At 51.9% G+C, this 17,514-nt stretch carries 10 protein-coding genes and 1 pseudogene; 4 read left to right on the top strand and 7 right to left on the bottom strand.

Features of this window, described 5'->3' with window-relative positions; genetic code table 11:
• Window positions 1-255: 255 nt before the first annotated feature.
• The 4 genes from VM99_24385 to VM99_24370 form a co-directional block, all read right to left on the bottom strand.
• On the bottom strand, window positions 256-3,309 hold the full coding sequence (locus VM99_24385; protein AKK01046.1) for a membrane protein: 3,054 nt from the start codon (window positions 3,307-3,309) through the stop codon (window positions 256-258).
• A gap of 768 nt (window positions 3,310-4,077) precedes the next feature.
• Window positions 4,078-4,716 carry an aldolase gene (locus VM99_24380; protein AKK01045.1) on the bottom strand — a complete coding sequence of 213 codons (639 nt, stop codon included), beginning with the start codon at window positions 4,714-4,716 and terminating at the stop codon, window positions 4,078-4,080.
• A 33-nt stretch (window positions 4,717-4,749) separates the two neighbouring features.
• Window positions 4,750-5,724 (bottom strand): hydroxyacid dehydrogenase, encoded by a 975-nt coding sequence (locus VM99_24375; protein AKK01044.1) that lies wholly within the window; start codon window positions 5,722-5,724, stop codon window positions 4,750-4,752.
• Between the two features lie 10 nt (window positions 5,725-5,734).
• Window positions 5,735-7,066 (bottom strand): MFS transporter, encoded by a 1,332-nt coding sequence (locus VM99_24370; GenBank protein AKK01043.1) that lies wholly within the window; start codon window positions 7,064-7,066, stop codon window positions 5,735-5,737.
• 1,108 nt (window positions 7,067-8,174) lie between these two features.
• On the opposite strand from VM99_24370, the gene VM99_24365 reads away from it, so the two are divergent.
• Window positions 8,175-8,807 (top strand): hypothetical protein, encoded by a 633-nt coding sequence (locus tag VM99_24365; protein ID AKK01042.1) that lies wholly within the window; start codon window positions 8,175-8,177, stop codon window positions 8,805-8,807.
• 155 nt (window positions 8,808-8,962) lie between these two features.
• Window positions 8,963-9,754: an inositol monophosphatase gene (locus VM99_24360; protein ID AKK01041.1), complete on the top strand. Its 792-nt coding sequence runs from the start codon at window positions 8,963-8,965 to the stop codon at window positions 9,752-9,754.
• Between the two features lie 144 nt (window positions 9,755-9,898).
• Here VM99_24360 and VM99_24355 read toward each other — a convergent pair whose 3' ends face one another.
• Window positions 9,899-11,245 (bottom strand): glutamate-1-semialdehyde 2,1-aminomutase, encoded by a 1,347-nt coding sequence (locus VM99_24355; protein AKK01040.1) that lies wholly within the window; start codon window positions 11,243-11,245, stop codon window positions 9,899-9,901.
• 722 nt (window positions 11,246-11,967) lie between these two features.
• Here VM99_24355 and VM99_24350 point away from each other — a divergent pair.
• Entirely contained in the window at window positions 11,968-12,891 is a 924-nt protein-coding gene (locus VM99_24350; GenBank protein AKK01039.1) for a hypothetical protein, read from the top strand.
• Between the two features lie 66 nt (window positions 12,892-12,957).
• On the opposite strand, the gene VM99_24345 is transcribed toward VM99_24350, so the two are convergent.
• Window positions 12,958-14,430: an aldehyde dehydrogenase gene (locus VM99_24345; protein ID AKK01038.1), complete on the bottom strand. Its 1,473-nt coding sequence runs from the start codon at window positions 14,428-14,430 to the stop codon at window positions 12,958-12,960.
• Window positions 14,431-14,560: 130 nt separating this feature from the next.
• A complete protein-coding gene (locus VM99_24340; protein ID AKK01037.1) occupies window positions 14,561-15,970 on the bottom strand; it encodes an amino acid permease in 1,410 nt (469 codons plus the stop codon).
• Window positions 15,971-16,585: 615 nt separating this feature from the next.
• On the opposite strand from VM99_24340, the pseudogene VM99_24335 reads away from it, so the two are divergent.
• Window positions 16,586-17,386 (top strand): annotated as a pseudogene (locus VM99_24335) (AraC family transcriptional regulator).
• Window positions 17,387-17,514 lie beyond the last annotated feature (128 nt).

Below are 17,514 nucleotides of genomic sequence, written 5' to 3'. Positions count from 1 at the left end.
AACTTACTTCCGGATAGGTGATGAATTGTATGGATTTAGAACGCATCACAGGTACTCCATGAGAACAATCTGGATTCCTTCATCTGGCGACTCACTAAGTGATTTTGAGTGATCGAGCGGTCCCCCGCAATAGATAGCTGATACAGGTGAACGTTTTTTCGCGAAATGAACCCAGGCCGGGAGCTGAGCGGCAATGAAGCTACTGCCTAGCGGTTTACTCGTGCCCCGGCATGAGATTTCGCGATCCACCATTGGTCAGGCAGTATGATCTCTAACAACAGCGAGCAGCGCCTGTAGCGGATGCAGGACGGTCACACCATCCTGTCGTTTCACTTGGCTTCGGCAAGAATATCCGTCGGCCAATAATCGGCCTGAAACATTGAACTTAGTCACAAGCGGCCTCCAGGATTGTTTGTAAATCACCACAGAAGTTCCAGCGTTCTTTTTCTCATGCCCGTAGGTGCCGGACATGCCACAGCATCCGCTGGCTTGTACGCTCAGTTTCAGCCCCATTCGCTCATAGACTTGCTGCCAAAGAACGACACTGCTGGGCTCATTTGTTTTTTCAGTGCAGTGGGGAAGAAAATAATAAGGTGCGGCATCTTTGATGCTCTGTGATTGTGGAAGCGCACCCGCTAGCCACTCTTGGGGCAGTAGAACGGTGGGCGTTTTGTCGCTGCTCAGCGTTTTCGCATACTCCTGGCGATACACCAGCGTCATCGCAGGATCGAGTCCAACCAACGGTATTTCGTATCGCTGAAGCTGAAGCAAAGCTGCACTGTTGAAACGTGCCGCTTTTTCAAAAGCCTTGATAAAGCCTTGCACTTGAAGCGGCTTACCGTTGGGGGCAAAAGGCGCGATGTAAACCTGGTAGCCAAGCCTTGAGATCAGTTCGATCCAGTCCGACAGCACAGGGGTTTCAAAATAACGGGTAAAGGCATCCTGGACGATGATTACGCTGCGAGCACGCTGCTGCTTACCCAATGTCGACAGAAGCTTTGGCGTTGTAATCTGAACGTTCCAACGACGGCATACAGCGTCGAAGTCCGTGATGCTGAACAGTGGGCTGTCGACCATTCCGGCCACGTGCTCAAGAATGAAGCGCACAGGGCGGGCGCTCATGACGAAGTTGTACATACGGGGGGCACGAGCGATGTAGGGAATCGTGTATTCCAGCGAGCCGATTAGGTAGTCTTTCAACGGGCGCAGATAGCGACTGTGATACAACTCTAGAAACCGAGAGCGAAATTCAGGCACGTTGACTTTGACGGGGCATTGCCCCGCGCAGGATTTACACGCAAGGCAGCCAGTCATTGCCTCATAGACTTCGTGGGAAAAGTCTTGCTGTCCTATCTTTTGCGCGACTGAATTGACGGTTCGTTTTGCGATACTGAAGATGTTACTGGTTGATCGAATTTGATCACTCGGCGCCAACACATCAACGCCTTGTCGGCCCTGAAGTCTCAGCCATTCGCGAATCAACGAGGCACGTCCTTTCGGTGAGTGAACGCGGTCACGGGTGCCTTTCCATGAGGGGCACATGGCGTCGTCTGGGTCAAAGTTGTAGCAGGCGCCATTCCCGTTGCAGTGGACAGCAGCGTCGTAGCTTCGCCATACGCGTTCGTCGATTGTCCGGTCTAAGTCGCCTCGTAACTCAACGCCATCTACCTGAGTGAGCCGAGCTTCAGGTACCGTCTTGGGGGTCGCGATTTTTCCAGGGTTAAGTTGGTTGTACGGATCGAAGGCAGCCTTCAAATCCTGTAGCGCAGGGTAAAGGTCACCGAAGTAGTCTGGGACATAATGGGATCTCAACCCCTTCCCGTGCTCGCCCCACAACAAGCCGCCATGCTTCTGAGTCAGGGCGGCAACAGCGTCGGAAATGGGGCGGATCAGTGCAGCCTGGACGGGGTCTTTCATGTCGAGAATTGGTCGAACATGCAGTACGCCAGCATCGACATGGCCGAACATTCCGTATTGCAATTCATAGCTGTCCAACAACGCACGGAACTCCTGGATGAAATCCGCAAGATTCTCGGGAGGTACGGCGGTGTCTTCCACAAAAGGTTGCGGTCTCGCCTCACCTTTAACGTTGCCAAGCAGTCCAACCGCCCGCTTACGCATCGCGTAAATGCGCTTAAGTGCGTCGGCACCTATGGCGACCGTATGCCCCAAGCGCACCACGGAGGTGTCGCGCTGCAGATGCAAGACAAAGTCATGAACGGTCTGCTCGACGGAGGCTTTGTCTTCCCCGCTGAACTCAATGAGGTTGATGCCCAAGGTTGGTGTGCTTGGATCTTCAGGGAAGTATTCAGCGACGCCGTGCCAGACAATGTCCTTCATTGCCAGCATCAGGACTTTTGAGTCCACGGTCTCAATCGATAGAGGCTTGAGAAGCATCAACGCTTTTGCGTCGCGCAGAGCATCCATGAAGCCGGCGTACCGTACGTTGACGAGGATCGAATACTTCGGGATCGGCAACACGTTGAGTTTGGCTTCAACAATGAAACCCAGCGATCCTTCGGAGCCACACAGCACACTGTTGAGGTTGAATCTGTCGCCCTGCTCTCGAAGGTGCGCCAGGTCATAGCCGGTGAGGCAACGGTTCAATTTCGGAAAGGTTCGTTCAATCAGATCAGCCTGATTATCCGCAATGCCTACAGCACATCGATAAATCTCACCGATCCGATCCCGACGCGCAGTTTCTTGCATAAGAGCGCTTTTATCCACCACGCCGCTGTGGAGTAACGCACCGCCAAGCAACACCGTAGTAAGCTCCAGCACGTGGTCACGGGTTTTGCCGTAGCTGCAACTTCCCTGGCCGCTGGCGTCGGTGTTGATCATGCCGCCAATCGTTGCCCGGTTGGAGGTGGACAGTTCCGGCGCGAAAAACAGTCCGTAGGGTTTCAGCACGGCATTCAACTGATCCTTGACCACGCCACTTTGGACGCGCACCCAGCGCTCTTCAGCATTGATTTCAAGAATGCTATTCATGTGACGTGACAGGTCGACGACGATACCATCGGTCAATGACTGGCCATTGGTTCCTGTTCCGCCACCCCTTGGTGTGAGGACAACGGCTCTATGCTTGGGATCAGCCGCCAGCGTCGCAAGAATCTCAACGTCTTGAGCATCCAGTGGGAACACAGCTGCTTGAGGTAAACGTTGATAAATCGAGTTGTCAGTTGCAAGCACCGTCCGCTGGCCGTAGCTGTGGGCGACTTCTCCCCGAAACCCCGCTTTAGTGAGCTGCCTTAGAAATAAGCCGTATCTCGCGCTTTGATTTTTGGACGGAAGCAACCGTGCGATCATGATAAAACTCCAACCGGCATGCGGTTTTTTGACTAGCTAATTTGTCGGAACGGGAGGACGGCGATGCCTTTAGCCTGTATGGACGATCAGCCATCAAAGCCGTAAAGCTTGACCGCGCTTTCTCGAAGGATGAGTCGCCGGCCACCACCTTTGGGCACCCAAATCACTAGAAGATCGAGAATTTGGGCATCGTCGGGCTTATCGAATTTCATTATTGGGTGAGCCAATCGCTTTCCCACAACAACCTTCGGCTTTCAGTTTCACGAGGGCTGAACCAACGTGCCCAAAGTCAAAGTATTCAGGCGCGCCGCTCTTTGAGGTGTTGTAGGGAACGGACAATTTTGTCCGCACGCGACCTGTAGCGAGCAATCTTGAAATTGCCGAAAAGCCATCGGTCATGACGCCGCCGGGTTGAGCAAGTTGGCCCAGATGATCAATCACCAATCGGCATGGCAATTTGAGTAATTCGGATTCAAACCCCGGCAATTGATCATCTAGCGACACCAGCCGCACGAGCCAGTCGAGTTCATTGTCCCTTGAAACGAGGCGTTCCAGCTCCTCGATTTCGGTTCCGCCGAAGCTCAGGTGTAATCGAATACCTCTAACGCCAGCCTGATCCAGGCTACTGAGTTTTTACTCCCGTATTTTTATGTTTTTCGTTTTGTAATTTGACAATCCGCTACTTGCATGTGGTCGTAACGGTCGGTTTGAATGTGAGGGTTGTATAAAGGAGGCTTGATATGACCTCCCTTATGTCTTCACCGATCCTCAGCGAATGCTCGCTCGGACTTTTTCCCTGAAACTGTTCTCTATCCCATGCTGGACTTTGAGCTTCCCGGCGAGCGATGGAACCAAGTGGCGACTGATAACGATGATTCCATCTTTGTCTCCCAAAATTGCGTCGCCCGGGTTGCAAACCACATTTCCGCAAGCGACGGGCGCACCTACCTGCCCGGGGCCGTATTTGGATGGGCCGGCTGGATTCACGGCGCGCGCATAGGTCGGCAGCCCCATAGCGCTCAGCTCCTCCACATCTCGAACCGCGCCGTCGATGACCACCGCTGCGACGTTGCGAATCAGACAAACCTCACCCAGCAGATCACCAAAGACCGCACGGTTGGTTTCACCGTTGCCGTTGATCACTAGAACATCACCTGGCTTCGCATCGTCCAATGCCCTATGGATGGCGAGATTGTCACCTTCCCAAGTGAGGATAGGCAGTACCGTTCCGTAGAAAGAAGCCTTACCTGCAACATGGTGGATAGCGGAAGCCATCATTCCCAGGCGCTGCAATACATCGCCGATCAGTGCGACCGGGTAATGCGATATCTCTTCAATGTGTTCAAGGGATGCGCGTTCCCAATCTTCGCTCACGGTGATGCTTTCATCGGATACATTGATAAACATGGTGGCCTCGGCGTAAATCTGTCTAGAACGCTATTAGTTGAACGTTTTAGGTACGGGGTTGTTGACTGGGTGGAGCGGAGGGCCGCCGCGCAAGACAGCAGAAATAGCCTCTACTGCGCTCATGCCAACCCGAAGCAGTGATTCATTTGTTTGCCCGGCAACGTGGGGAGTGACGAGCAGGTTCGGAAGGTCAGCTACAGGGAACGTGTTGCAACTGAATGGGGTGATCATGTCCGTGTTTTCTGCAGCTAGAACGTCGATGCCCGCGCCACCCAGTTTGCCGCTGCGCAGGGCTTCAGCAACCGCTGCTTCATCGATGACTCCGCCACGGCTGGTGTTAATCAGGATGGCGCCTGTTTTCATCTTCTCAATTTCAGCCCCGCCAATGAGGTTCTCAGTGCCAGCCTGCAGGGGCACGTGGAGGCTCACGACGTCCGCTTGGGACAATAAGGTGTCGAGGTCTACCAAACGTTTATCAAAGCTAGAGTCATAAGCTGGGTCGGTTGCCAGCACTTTCATGCCGAAAGCCTCAGCCACAGGCGCAACATGCTGACCGATGTCGCCGAATCCGATCAAACCCAGAGTACGACCCTCAAGCTCAATACCTGTGAGGGACAGTCGATCTGCCGCCCAAATGTTGTTGCGAGTCTGATCCGTAGCCAGTTGGATCTTGCGGCCAATACCCAGCAGCAGAGCAAATACATGCTCCACAACACTTCTCCTGTTTGCGCCAGGTGTGTTGGTTACCCACACACCCAACTCGGCCGCCGCTTTGTAGTCGACGTTGTCGTAACCCGCGCCGTGTCGAGCAACGATACGCAGGTTCGGGGACGCAGCGAGCATCTCGGCAGAGATATGGCCACCGCGTAAAAATACGGCGTCTACGTAGTGCTGGATGTCTGCGTAGGTAACCGCGTCGGCGCCATAGCCGAGTCGAACTTCGCCTAAAGCGGAAAGCGCTTGTAATACATCGGGATGGATAGGGCTTGTCACATAAATCAAAGACATGATCGTCACCTTAGGAAAACTGGTGGGTATTGGCGTCATCGCCAGCCGCCGGCGCATTTTTACGAACAGTCGAGAGGACGATCAGTCCCAGAAGACCTGATGCGCACAGGATGAATGCGGGCGTGGACTGATTTCCGGTTGCGCCGATTAGCCAGGTAGCAAGGTATGGACCTGACCCCCCGCCAATAACGGCACCTACGCTATGTCCGAATGCGACGCCGGTATGGCGAATGTGCATCGGGAAAAACTCCGGCATGACTGAATAAGTACCCGCCTGGCAAAGGGCATACGGAATCATGCCGAGAGCAAGACCAGCCATTGCCAGATTGACCGAGCCTAGCTGCATCAGCATGAAGGACGGTATCGACACTACGGCGTACGCAGCGTAGGCATAGCGCAGGATGGATTTGCCGCCGCGATAAGAGCCGAGCTGGCCAGCGAGAGGAATCAAAAATGCGGCGAGGATGACGGCGATTAGAACGATGGTGGACGCTTCACCTTTTGAGTACCCCAGGATGGAGCTGAAGTAGGCCGCGATGAATACGGTGCCAATGTAGGTTCCAATGTTCTGAACCATAGCGATCATGATCACCTTGGCCAAAGGCCTGCGATAGTCGCGGATCAACTCAGCGAAAGGCTGGCCTTTTTTGACTTCTGCATCGTTTTTCTTAGACGCGAACTCCGGGCTGTCTTCGATGCTCAGTCGCATATAGAGACCAATGATCCCGAGCGGCAGCGCCAGCAGGAACGGGATACGCCAGCCCCAAGAAAGCATCTCCGGATCGGTGAGAGTCGCCGCAGCAAGACCCGCAATTGCAGCAGCCAAGCCTTTACCAAACTGAGCAATCGAGGGCAGGAAGGAAATGTACAAGGCGCGGCGTTTAGGCGGAGCCCACTCGCGGATGTAGCTTGCAGCTCCCCCGATTTCGCCACCAGCGGAGAAGCCTTGCAACATGCGCAGCACGACCAGAAGTATGGGCGCCCAGACACCAATCTGTGCATAGCCGGGCAGCAGACCGATAAGCGTGGCGGCAGCCCCCATCAGGGTGATGCTGGCAATCAGGCTGAAGCGTCTGCCTACCTTGTCGCCTAGCCAGCCGAAAGCAATAGCGCCGAGCGGCCTCACCAAAAACGCGGAGCCGAACACCAGGAAAGTGTTCAACAGGCCGGTCGCCGCATCATCTGAAGGAAAGAAAACCATGGCGAGGGTTGCAGCGACATATCCGTAGACGCTGAAGTCGTAATACTCGACAAAGGTTCCGAATACAGCGGCCCTCGTGGCCTTCTTGGCGTTCCTCGTCTGCTCCGTTTCTTCAACGGTCTGAACGACAGGCTCGGCCATAACGTTATTGTTGTTCATGGACACCTCGGATTATCGGACTTCTGTCCAATTCAAAAAATGGGACAGTGTCCAGCTTTTGTTTTGTCTAGATTCTAGAATCACGCCACGCTTGTCAACAGCCAGGTGCGATTTGCCGTTGGGCAGCTTTTGCCTCCAGAATGGGGCTCCCGAAACCTCGATTTGTCTAAAGATGGCTCAGTCAGAACGCTCTATTACCGCCTCTACAGCCACTACTCCTGCGTCCAGCCATACCAGGCTGATTGAGGTAGTGGACGCACTTGTCATGAGAACGGGCGGTGAGCCGTGGGGAGTGCGAGAGCTCGCAGCAGAGCTTTGCGAGAGTCGAAGTACCGTTAATCGGATTCTGGTCTCGTTGGTTGAAAATGGTTTTGCTATTGAGGTGGGAGTAGGCAAATACAGCCTAGGGCCAAGGTTATGCGTTCTTACGAAAGTGCTTGGCGATGCAAGTCTACTTCTGGGTTTGAGCGGGGCATCGTTGAGTGAGCTGGCTGATGCTTCACAATGCACTGCGCTCATTTCTGTGTACTGCCGTCTGAGTAATGGTTATTTCGTAGCTGCCTGCCGCGAAGCCAAAGCTACGCTCACATTCAGGCCTGAACTGGGCGTGATCTTTCCGCTTACATTCGGGGATATCGGTCGGCAGTTTGCTGAATTTATCGAAGCCGATTCTTTATCTTCAAATGTACAGGGTAATGCACGTGATACAGACTGCAATTCGAGGGCCTACGATGCCTTGGGACTGCTATCAGAGACAGAATTTCCCAGCGCATTATCGATTGTCACAAAGAGTCTCGCGAATGGGCTAGTCGTGTCAGTTTCTGTCCATTCCGTTGGTAACGTTGGGTCAAAAAAGACCTCGCAAATTGATGCAGATGTACAGCGAGTCGCTGAGCAAATAGAAGCGGCTGTAAAATGTCGAATTTTGGGTAGCCCTCAGCGAGTGCCTGACATACTGATCGAGGAGACGAAGTCCACCGTTACTCGTCTCGAAAGACTTTTACTATTGGCCTGCGCATTTCCGGATGGGCTGAAAAACTCTGTGGGTTTGACTGATCAGCTCTTATGCAATGAGGCGACTGCTAAACGATTGATACAATCTGGAGTCCAGGCGGGTATTGTCAGTCTATCTGGCTCAACCTTGTTTCCTGGCTCAAAACTCTATCGATGGGCGTCCAAGATTGGCGGCGATCATCGCAACCTCGCTGATCTCACCCGGCCAATTTTGTCAGGATTAGTCCAGGAAACCGGTGAGACGATCGCGTTACTCGCCTATGACGAAGCTACTGAAAAAGCTGAGTTTCTTGACGTAATTCAAGGATGGCGACCGATTCAGTACAAGCTGCAGGTCAACGTGGCAGTACCGCTTTATGCCGGTGCAGCTGGTAAAGCTGTATTAGCTTTCTGTGATCAAAAATTAGTCGATTCTATCGAGCTTGAAAAAATTACAGAGGCAACCATTACTTCTCGTGAAGTGCTCAAGACGGAGTTAAAGGTCATTCACGAAAGAGGCTGGGCCACAGGTGACGGTGAGCGTGTACTCGGCGCATTCGGCTTGGCTGTGCCATTTTTTGCAGATGGTAAAATTCGCGGGTCAATTTCGGCTACGATTCCTCAGTACCGCAAAGATGAGCGTGATCTTCCATCGCTAACTCAGTTGATGCGCGAGGCTACTAAAAAGATAGAGCGACTTCTATCTTTGGGTGTGAACCTGGATCGGTGAGCTGCAGGCGACTGCTAAGTCTTGGCTCATCAAGTTATTTTGGTTTGAGTACAAAGTTCCCTTTGAGGGTTTGTTTGTGGAAGATATGAAGCTGTTGGGCTTAAAATATGCCTCGGACTTTTCCAAGTCCTTATGCCAAACCGAGGTGAGCGTCGATGACCATCAGTGCAGCGCAGACTGCTGAGTACCAAGCGTTTGCAGAGCAGCTAGCTGAGGCTGCCGCCGATGCTATTCAGCCCTACTTTCGAGCAAAACTAGATGTCGAGGATAAGGGTGGGCGGGTCTTCGATCCTGTCACCTTGGCCGACAAGGCTGCTGAACGAGCCATGCGCGAACTGATTCAGGATCGGTATCCCCAACACGGAGTTCTTGGTGAGGAGGAGGGCTCAATCGTAGGTTGCAGTGAGCTGACTTGGGTGCTCGATCCCATCGACGGTACCCGAGCTTTTATTACCGGCTTGCCACTATGGGGGACGCTAATAGCCCTAAACGATGGTCAGCGTCCTGTGCTCGGCGTGATGAATCAGCCGTTCACTGGCGAGCGCTACATAGGGACTTCGGATGGTGCTTGGTGCAATGGTACGAAACTGCAGACACGCTTATGCCAAGGTCTTTCCTCAGCAACACTGATGTGCACAACACTCGATATGTTCGATTCATCTGTACGGCGAGATGCTTTTCAATCCGTGGCAAATCAGGCGCAGTTAGTTCGCTTCGGTGGTGATTGTTATGCGTACTGCATGCTGGCTTCGGGTTTCGTTGATGTGATTATCGAGGCCTGTCTTCAGCCTTACGACGTTCAGGCCCTGATACCGATCATCGAAGGTGCCGGTGGGGTGATTACTACCTGGGATGGGAGCGCAGCTCAGAACGGCGGGGCTGTCGTTGCCTGTGGTGATCCGGCATTGCATGCCCAGTTAGTGGAGCTGCTCAGGCACGCTGTTTAATTTGGGAGCAGGACACTGGCTTGGGCTCTTCAGGTACCTTGTACGTCCATGCACAAGAAAAAGTAAATTGTGGGATTCCAAATGCCTATGACAATCAACGGTAGTCATAGGCATCGAAGGCTTAATAATTGGCCTGCCTAAAACTCAGTCCTTGGCGTAAATAAGGCGTATGATGTCTTTAGTGGTCTCGATGTAGCCATCGACATCCTCGTCCGTCATAGGAAGCGTAAGTCCGACTTGGCCACGGTGGACTGGGTAGTAGCCACGAGTAGCCATTTCCAATGCATAGATACTCATACTGTTCTCGTCAATTTTGTGCCAGTAGTCACGGTGAGTGTTAATGGTCTGACCGAGCTCTTTAGTGAACGCATAAGCAAATACCGAGAAAGATCCGAACACGGTAAATGGGTATTTGGACTCCTTGGCCCAAGTATTCAGCTCGGATTTGATCTTCGCCGCCATTTCGTTGAGTCGTGCATATGCCTTCCTATCCATGGCTTTAAGGCAGGCAATGCCTGCTGCGCAGGCCAATGGGTGACCATGGTGGGTGCCTGAGATCATGACCTGATTTTCCTCGATTACCCGAAAAACCTCTTTGCTGCCGCCCACTGCGCCAATTGGCAGGCCGCCACCGATCATTTTCCCGAGGACGGTCAAATCTGGCTTGATTTGATACTCACTTTGCAGACCTTTGAAGTTCGCACGTAGTGTTATGGTTTCATCAACGATTAGCAAGATGCCCAGCTCTTTAGTAAGGGCTCGAAGCTTTTGTACAAAATTTTTATCCAGCTCTACAATTCCGCCCGCGCAAGTCTGCAATTCCATAATCAAACATGAAATTTCGTCCGCATTGCCACGAAGGATTTTTTCGCAGGACTCAAAATCATTTTGGGTCAGAACAATGATGTTATCGCTTTTATAGGCAGGAATGCCGTCGGAATCTGGAAGTGCTTTCGGATTAGTATCCGGGCCAGGGAAATTGTTCGGGTTAGGGTGGGCGGAAATCGCCAAGTCATCTGAAAAGCCGTGGTATCCGCCCTCAAATTTTGCAATCTTTTTACGAGCTGTATAACCTCTAGCGATACGCACGGCACTCAAACATGCCTCGCTTGCAGAGCAAAAAAACTTTACCTGTTCAACAGAATCGATGCGCTCACAAATCAGCTTGGCCAGATCAAGTTCGTGGTTGGTAGGATTCCCGAATGAGAAACCATTGGGTAGCGTTTCCTGAATTGCTTTTATAATCGCTGGGTGATTATGACCTAGTACATTGGTAGCGAAATTATTATTGAGGTCGAGAAGTTTTTTACCTTCGATGGTATGAAGGTATTGAGCTTCGCCTTTATCGACGAAAATCGCATGTGGGCCATAGCCAAATGTGCGCCTGCTAAAACCTCCCGGAATGTATTCCTTTCCTTTCGAGGTTTCTTTCTTGGAAAGAGAAAAGGCTTCAGAGAAATTTTTTAGCGATTGCTGGTAATTAAGCTTCATGGCTATTTCCAAGTTTACTTAGATTATGGTTGTTTTTGATTGGTTCTCAGGCTTTGCCAATAGTTTAGGTGCATTACGTTTTTAGTTTTCGACACCAGAATTGAAGGTCATGAGGCTTTGCTTGTCCTCACAAATACAGCTTCGGCTCCTGTGCACTTGACGAAAGCTAAGGTCATAGTATTTTGACAATTAGTACGTGGGCAATGGCGATATATAGATTGCTTGATCGTGTTTTGTGATTGTTGCTTATTGGCAAAACTAGCAAAATCGCGCATCTTGAACTGCCACCGTCCATTTGCCCAGTTTTTAGACTCCAATGGAATATGATCATGAATTGAAATATGGCGCTCCGGCAGAGGACAAGGCATCGCGCAAATCGCCATGTGTTACCGCTCAATACGGCTTGTTACTGTGTGCTCTTGGCTGCCCCCATATGCGCACAATACGAGGGCATTTTTTGTCGGCTCGCCCCGCATCGCAGTTTCCTAAATCACGAACTGGACGGCTCCGTGAGCGCCGAAGGGTGATTCAAGCAAATTCGAGATGGCCGTGTACGAAAAAACCTAACGAATTGCCCCATTTGGGCGCATTATTCGTTTAGTAAAGTGGCCCGGGATCCGCAGGTCGGGAAGTGAGTGCCGCTTTAAAGCGAATGCATTGAATTGCATGAATTTTGCTACGGATAGCTCTTTCACACGTTCCGTGAGTAGCAGGTACCCTCAATGGACACTAGACAGCTTCTCTTGGCAACCAGGCTTGCTGAGACCCTCCATTTTGGTAAGGCAGCCGAGATCGAGAACATTGCCCAATCTGGCTTGAGCGCTCAAATTGCTAAGCTTGAGAGCGAGCTGGGCTTCAGATTATTTGAACGTACCAGTCATCGTGTTTCATTGACTGAGGCAGGTCAGGCGTTCATAGATCAGGCCCGCACGCTCCTAGGGAGCATGAACAATACGATCCTAGAATGCCGTGCCCTAGCTGAAAACAGTCGTGGTGTCTTGAAGTTAGGCTTTTTCGGGGATGCTGCGGGTGAACTCACCCACCTTATTTTCACACTCTTTCAGCAGAGCAATCCTGGTATCCGGTTGGTGTTTACTGAGCTGTCCATGACAAATCAGGTGCAAGCGCTCATCTCTGGCAAGGTAGATGCTGCGCTCATTAGGCTACCGATTTGCGATCCACGTCTTGAGCTCGATGTGATGTTTGATGAACCGCGAGTCGCTGCCGTACCGGCCAATCATGAAATGGCACATGCCTCGATCCTTACTATTTCAGACTTGATCGAGCAACCATTCGCGGTAGCGGGTGAGGGAGCTCCCACCGAATGGGCTGCTTACTGGAGTTTGGGGGCGGAGCGTCATGAAGCCTGCCGGATTGGAGCGTATGTCCAATCGATTCCTGAGAGCTTGGCTGCTGTGGCCTATAGTGGCGCGTTTGATACGTTCCCACTGACAGCCACACGCTTATTTAGTCACCCTGGCGTGCGGTACGTACCCCTAGCAGACGCGCCACGTAGCTCATTGGCTTTGGCCACACTTGCTGGTAACAGGTCGCCATCTGTTAGATCGCTTCGACGCTGTGTGACAGATACTCTTGAAAGCTCTCTTTCCTGTATTCCTGAGGCTCGTCGCTGCGAAGTGGCTTAACCACTTGCGAGCTCCAGGAGTGTATGCGCCTACCCCTCCAGTCAATTGGCAAGCTGGAGGGTGTGCTCAGAAAGGATAGTGGCGGAGTTGCCGCTGAACAGATACCCATTGAGTGGTTGTGAACTCATCAATTGCCCAGTCGCCATTGAATCTGCCGAGGCCTGAGTTCTTGTCCCCACCAAAGGGGACGTTAGGGGCATCCGCAACCGGCATGTCGTTCACATGGGCCATACCAGAATGGATGCGCCGAGCAAATTGCACGCCGCGTTCGATGTCACCCGAAAAGACTGCAGCGGAAAGTCCAAAACGGGTAGCGTTAGCCAGTTCCAATGCATGATCAGCATCCCGTGCACGCATTATCCCGGCAAGAGGCCCGAAGATTTCTTCGTAGGCTAATTCCATGTCGGATGTCACTTCAGTGAAAACGTGCGGCGCAAATACGAGTCCTGCAGATTCGCCAGCGTAAGCCAATGTTGCGCCTTCCGCTTTGGCCTGTTCGACCTTGTGAGCTAATCCGGCAAATTGTTTGCTGTTGATCACCGGGCCAACCGAGGTCCCCGGGTTTTTAGGATCACCGATTACCAGCTTACTGACGCGCTGAACGAACAGGGAGACGAAAGCGTCGTAAATCGGCTCTTCCACAATGATTCTATTGATGGCCATACAAATTTGGCCTTGATGCAGAAACTTGCCTATAACAGCCGCGTGAACTGCTTGCTTGAGATCCGCATCAGCTAGCACTACAAAAGGGTTGTTACCGCCTAATTCCAACGCCACATGTTTCAAATAATCGCCACTACCAGCTTGGCGGGCGATGTTTTGGCCAATCGGGGTTGATCCTGTGAAGGAGATAAAGCTTGGTGCAGGATGGAGAACGAAGTCGTCGCCAATTTCTGATCCCGCTCCCACGACCACGCTGAGAACTCCTTCTGGCAGTCCTGCTTCTTCGAAGATGCGCGCAAGCAGGAGGCCTCCGGTGACTGGAGTGTCACTGGCAGGCTTCACAACTACAGCGTTGCCGAGAGCCAACGCCGGTGCCAGAGATCGCTGGGTAAGATGGAATGGGAAGTTCCAAGGGCTGATTACCCCAACAACGCCGAGTGGGCGCCGATAAACGCGGCTTTCTTTATTGGGCACATCGGATTCCACTATGCGGCCATGAACCCGGCTTGGGAATGAAGCAGCCTCCAAAGTGATAGCTTTAGCTGACGCCCATTCGATCTCAGCTTTGATTCGCGTGCTCCCTGATTCGGAAATGATCCATTCAACCAACTCGTCATGGCGCTCATCAAAAATCTGAGCAGCTCTTAGGAGCACACCCGCTCGCGTAGATGGCCCCATTGCCGCCCAACCGGGTTGTGCTGCTTTGGCTTTAGCATAGGCTTCATTCAAGTCGTCCTTGTTAGCCAAGGCAATCTCAAGCAGCGTTTGCTGGGTGAACGGGTCGCTAACAGTCATGGAACGCGCCGTCCGACCTTCGCGCCAAACTCCCCCTATCAACTGCAGATTCAGGTCGCTGTAAGGATGATTTTTGTTCACGTTACTCTCCGAAATTTTATGACGACCGTAGCATTGGATTCTGGGTCGCTGACCTTTCTGTGGTGGCCCCACAAATTTAAGAACCACCCATCGATATTTATTCAATTTTGCTAGTGGGGAGGTGGTCGCTTCAGGTAATCGCAGGTGTCACAGGAAATTTCCCTTTGGCTCGGAGTCCATTAAAAACTCCCAGCGAGGCCGCTATCACAACCAACCATGGAAGCAGCGTTGCGATACCTTCCTTAGTACCGGTGAGTTCGCCAAAATTTGCCACGGCGAGAACAACGGCGGTTGCCAATCCACATCCACCAAGGGTGGGAGCGATCACGCCTTGCCATTTATTACATCTCTGGGTTTGGAGAGTGAATCCCACGACAGCGGCTGCCCCCAAAGTCTGCAAGGCGAGTACAGCAAGGGTGCCAAGTCCAACCATCCACATGTAGAGGTGCATTATCGGGTCGGCATTGGTGATCATGAAGACACCAACGGCGACGACGGTTGTGATCGATAGCGCAATGCTTGCAACGTAAGGGCTAGCGTGTTTTGGATGTACTCGGCTGAGCTGGTGAGGTACGAAGTGGCTGCGAGCCAGTGCGAAAAGATAGCGGCTCAGGGCATTGTGAAAAGAGAGCAACACGGCAAAGACGCTCGTGACTACCAGGATTTTCATGATTTCGGTAGAAAGGGAGCCGACGTACTGTGTGTTGGCATTGAACACGAAATTGATCATGTCATTGGCGGCGAGGCTTTGAACATCGCTATTCGCATATGCCAGACCGAGACACCAAGTAGTAAGCGTGTAAAAGATCCCGATAATGGCAATGGCAACATATGTAGCAAGGGGAACTGTGCGGCTCGGGTTCTTCGCCTCTTCCCCATAAATGGTTGTTGACTCGAATCCTACAAAGCAACAAAACGCGAACATCAATGCCACCCCAAGGCCAGGTGTGAATATCTGGGAGGGCAGGAAGCCATTCCAAGAGAAATTCTTGGCGTCCGTTTGGGCGATGACCGCGATGTCAAAGACAAGCAGGATCAGGATCTCGAAAATCATCAGCACGCCTAACACCTTGGCTGACACTTTAACGTCCATGTATCCGAAAATACCGACCAGTCCAATGATGAGAAGAGCTACGACGCACCAGTCCATCTGCAATCCCGCCATCGACAGAGCAAGGTCTGCCCCGAACGCAGCGAATTGACCGTAGATGCCAGTCAACATCGCGATATAGGCAAGTAGCGCGATTCCGCCAGCTGCGTTGCCTGCTGCTCGTCCTAATCCGTGAGTCACTAGCTCGGCGAAGCCACCAGCACTGATCACATGACGACTCATCGCTGCAAATCCAATGGCAAAAAGCAGCAGGACGAGCGAGGCGATTAGATAGATGCCTGGAGCGCCTGTACCTCCCATAGCGAAAACCACAGGGCCTGCACCAAGGGTGGCGCCGAGCGGGGCCGCAGCTGCAATTACAAAAAAGACGATGTCGGAGACACCTAAGGATTTGGGCTTAAGCCCTGGTTGTGTCGGCTCAATTTGCATACAGGCCTCCCCTTACAGCAAGACGGGATTTGAATTGTTATTGGTAGCCTGATTTTTCGCTCAGTGGCTAAGACTGGCAATCTGCAAACGCTGATCGTTCGATCTTAGTCGGTGATTGAACTGACGCTAGGCCGTAATCATGCCCGGGCATGCGTAGCCCGTGGTCGTCCGTTCACCTGGAGCTTGTACTGAATAGGTGCCCTTATAAGGGAGAGCCGCTATAGGAAAAGCTCCAGCTGTCCAAGTTATCCTATGAGTTGGATAAAACGTCATGAATTTTAGATCTTAAAGACATCTACCAAGTTCTTCTGCTTGATAGCTTGATCATTTAACGTTTGGCTAGTTTGGTAAGATTGTCGGCTTTTTTCAGATAGCGCCTCTGTTACATCGCGAATTTTGGGTACTCCTCTACTTGCTTCCTCTGCCACACGACTTTGTTGTTCCGCCGCGCGGCAATCTGCAATGTCAATATCATTGATAACGCTCACTGCCGAGCCAATGCTATGGAATGACTGCGCGGCTAAATTTACCTTCTGGACACCCTCTGCTATATGTAGGGTGCCGTTGTGCATTGCTTTATGAACATTGGAGGCAATTAACTGAAGCTTTCTATAACTTCACGAATTCATACCGAAGCGAAGCAGTCTGCATCACTGGGAAATCACGCCTCATCGACACGTCGATCTTGCCCAGGTTTTGTATATCCACCAGGGTCACGCACAGATCGAGATTGAGGGCCAAGCAAGTGTGGTTAATGATGCCACGCTGCAGTTCATACCTCCCTTGCGTGTTTATGGATTTCGATTTTATAAAAATGTAGATGGATATGTGGTGACCATGGCAGCGCCTTTGGTGGCCAGATTGGGTGTAATCACCGGGTTAGATTCAAGCGTTTTTGAGAGTCCTGGCGGCTGGTCAGTAGGTAATGACAAGAACCACCTTTATGCGCAGCTTTCAGCACTCAGCAAGGAATATCACAGCAGTCAGCCAGGTCGGGATGTGATGCTCCAATCCTTTATCCAGCCAGTTCTCGTGTGGCTTGCACGCCAAACAATTCAGCATCGCAGCAAGAGCGCGCCTTTAAGGTCCGGGCATGAATTGATGCGGCGCTTTCAGCGTTTGCTCGATACAGAATTCAAGCTTCAACCCAAGCTTGAAAGTCTTGCTCACAGGCTCGGTGTCTCTGCTCGAACATTGAATGCCACATGCCGAGAATGGACAGGCGAAAGTGCCTTGCCCCTCCTTCACCAACGTTTGCTCTTGGAAGCAAAGCGCCAACTCATTTACACCACAATGAGTGTTGCTCAGATCAGTGATGCTCTCGGATTTGCCGAACCGACCTACTTTGCGCGTTTCTTCCGTAGGCTCACAGGCAAGAGCCCACGAGAATTTCGAGCAGGGGAGGAGCGGCTGTAGCGACTATGTCTTGTTTGTTGCTATATACGCATACCGCTCGTGCAATTTTCACGTTCGTCTTAAAATTACTTATGAATCGTATCGAGTTCTACCATGACGGTCGAGCCTCAGGTTGAGTGATCAGCGAA

Source organism: Pseudomonas chlororaphis (genome assembly GCA_001023535.1).
In the GTDB taxonomy this organism is placed as follows: Bacteria; Pseudomonadota; Gammaproteobacteria; order Pseudomonadales; family Pseudomonadaceae; genus Aquipseudomonas; species Aquipseudomonas chlororaphis_E.
This window is presented reverse-complemented; position numbering and strand designations above follow the sequence as displayed.

Excerpts from the sequence above, each read along its gene's own strand:
- VM99_24385 (AKK01046.1), bottom strand. The coding sequence starts at position 3,309 with ATGATCGCACGGTTGCTTCCGTCCAAAAATCAAAGCGCGAGATACGGC.
- VM99_24380 (AKK01045.1), bottom strand. The coding sequence starts at position 4,716 with ATGTTTATCAATGTATCCGATGAAAGCATCACCGTGAGCGAAGATTGG.
- VM99_24375 (AKK01044.1), bottom strand. The coding sequence starts at position 5,724 with ATGTCTTTGATTTATGTGACAAGCCCTATCCATCCCGATGTATTACAA.
- VM99_24370 (AKK01043.1), bottom strand. The coding sequence starts at position 7,066 with ATGGCCGAGCCTGTCGTTCAGACCGTTGAAGAAACGGAGCAGACGAGG.
- VM99_24360 (AKK01041.1), top strand. The coding sequence starts at position 8,963 with ATGACCATCAGTGCAGCGCAGACTGCTGAGTACCAAGCGTTTGCAGAG.
- VM99_24355 (AKK01040.1), bottom strand. The coding sequence starts at position 11,245 with ATGAAGCTTAATTACCAGCAATCGCTAAAAAATTTCTCTGAAGCCTTT.
- VM99_24350 (AKK01039.1), top strand. The coding sequence starts at position 11,968 with ATGGACACTAGACAGCTTCTCTTGGCAACCAGGCTTGCTGAGACCCTC.
- VM99_24340 (AKK01037.1), bottom strand. The coding sequence starts at position 15,970 with ATGCAAATTGAGCCGACACAACCAGGGCTTAAGCCCAAATCCTTAGGT.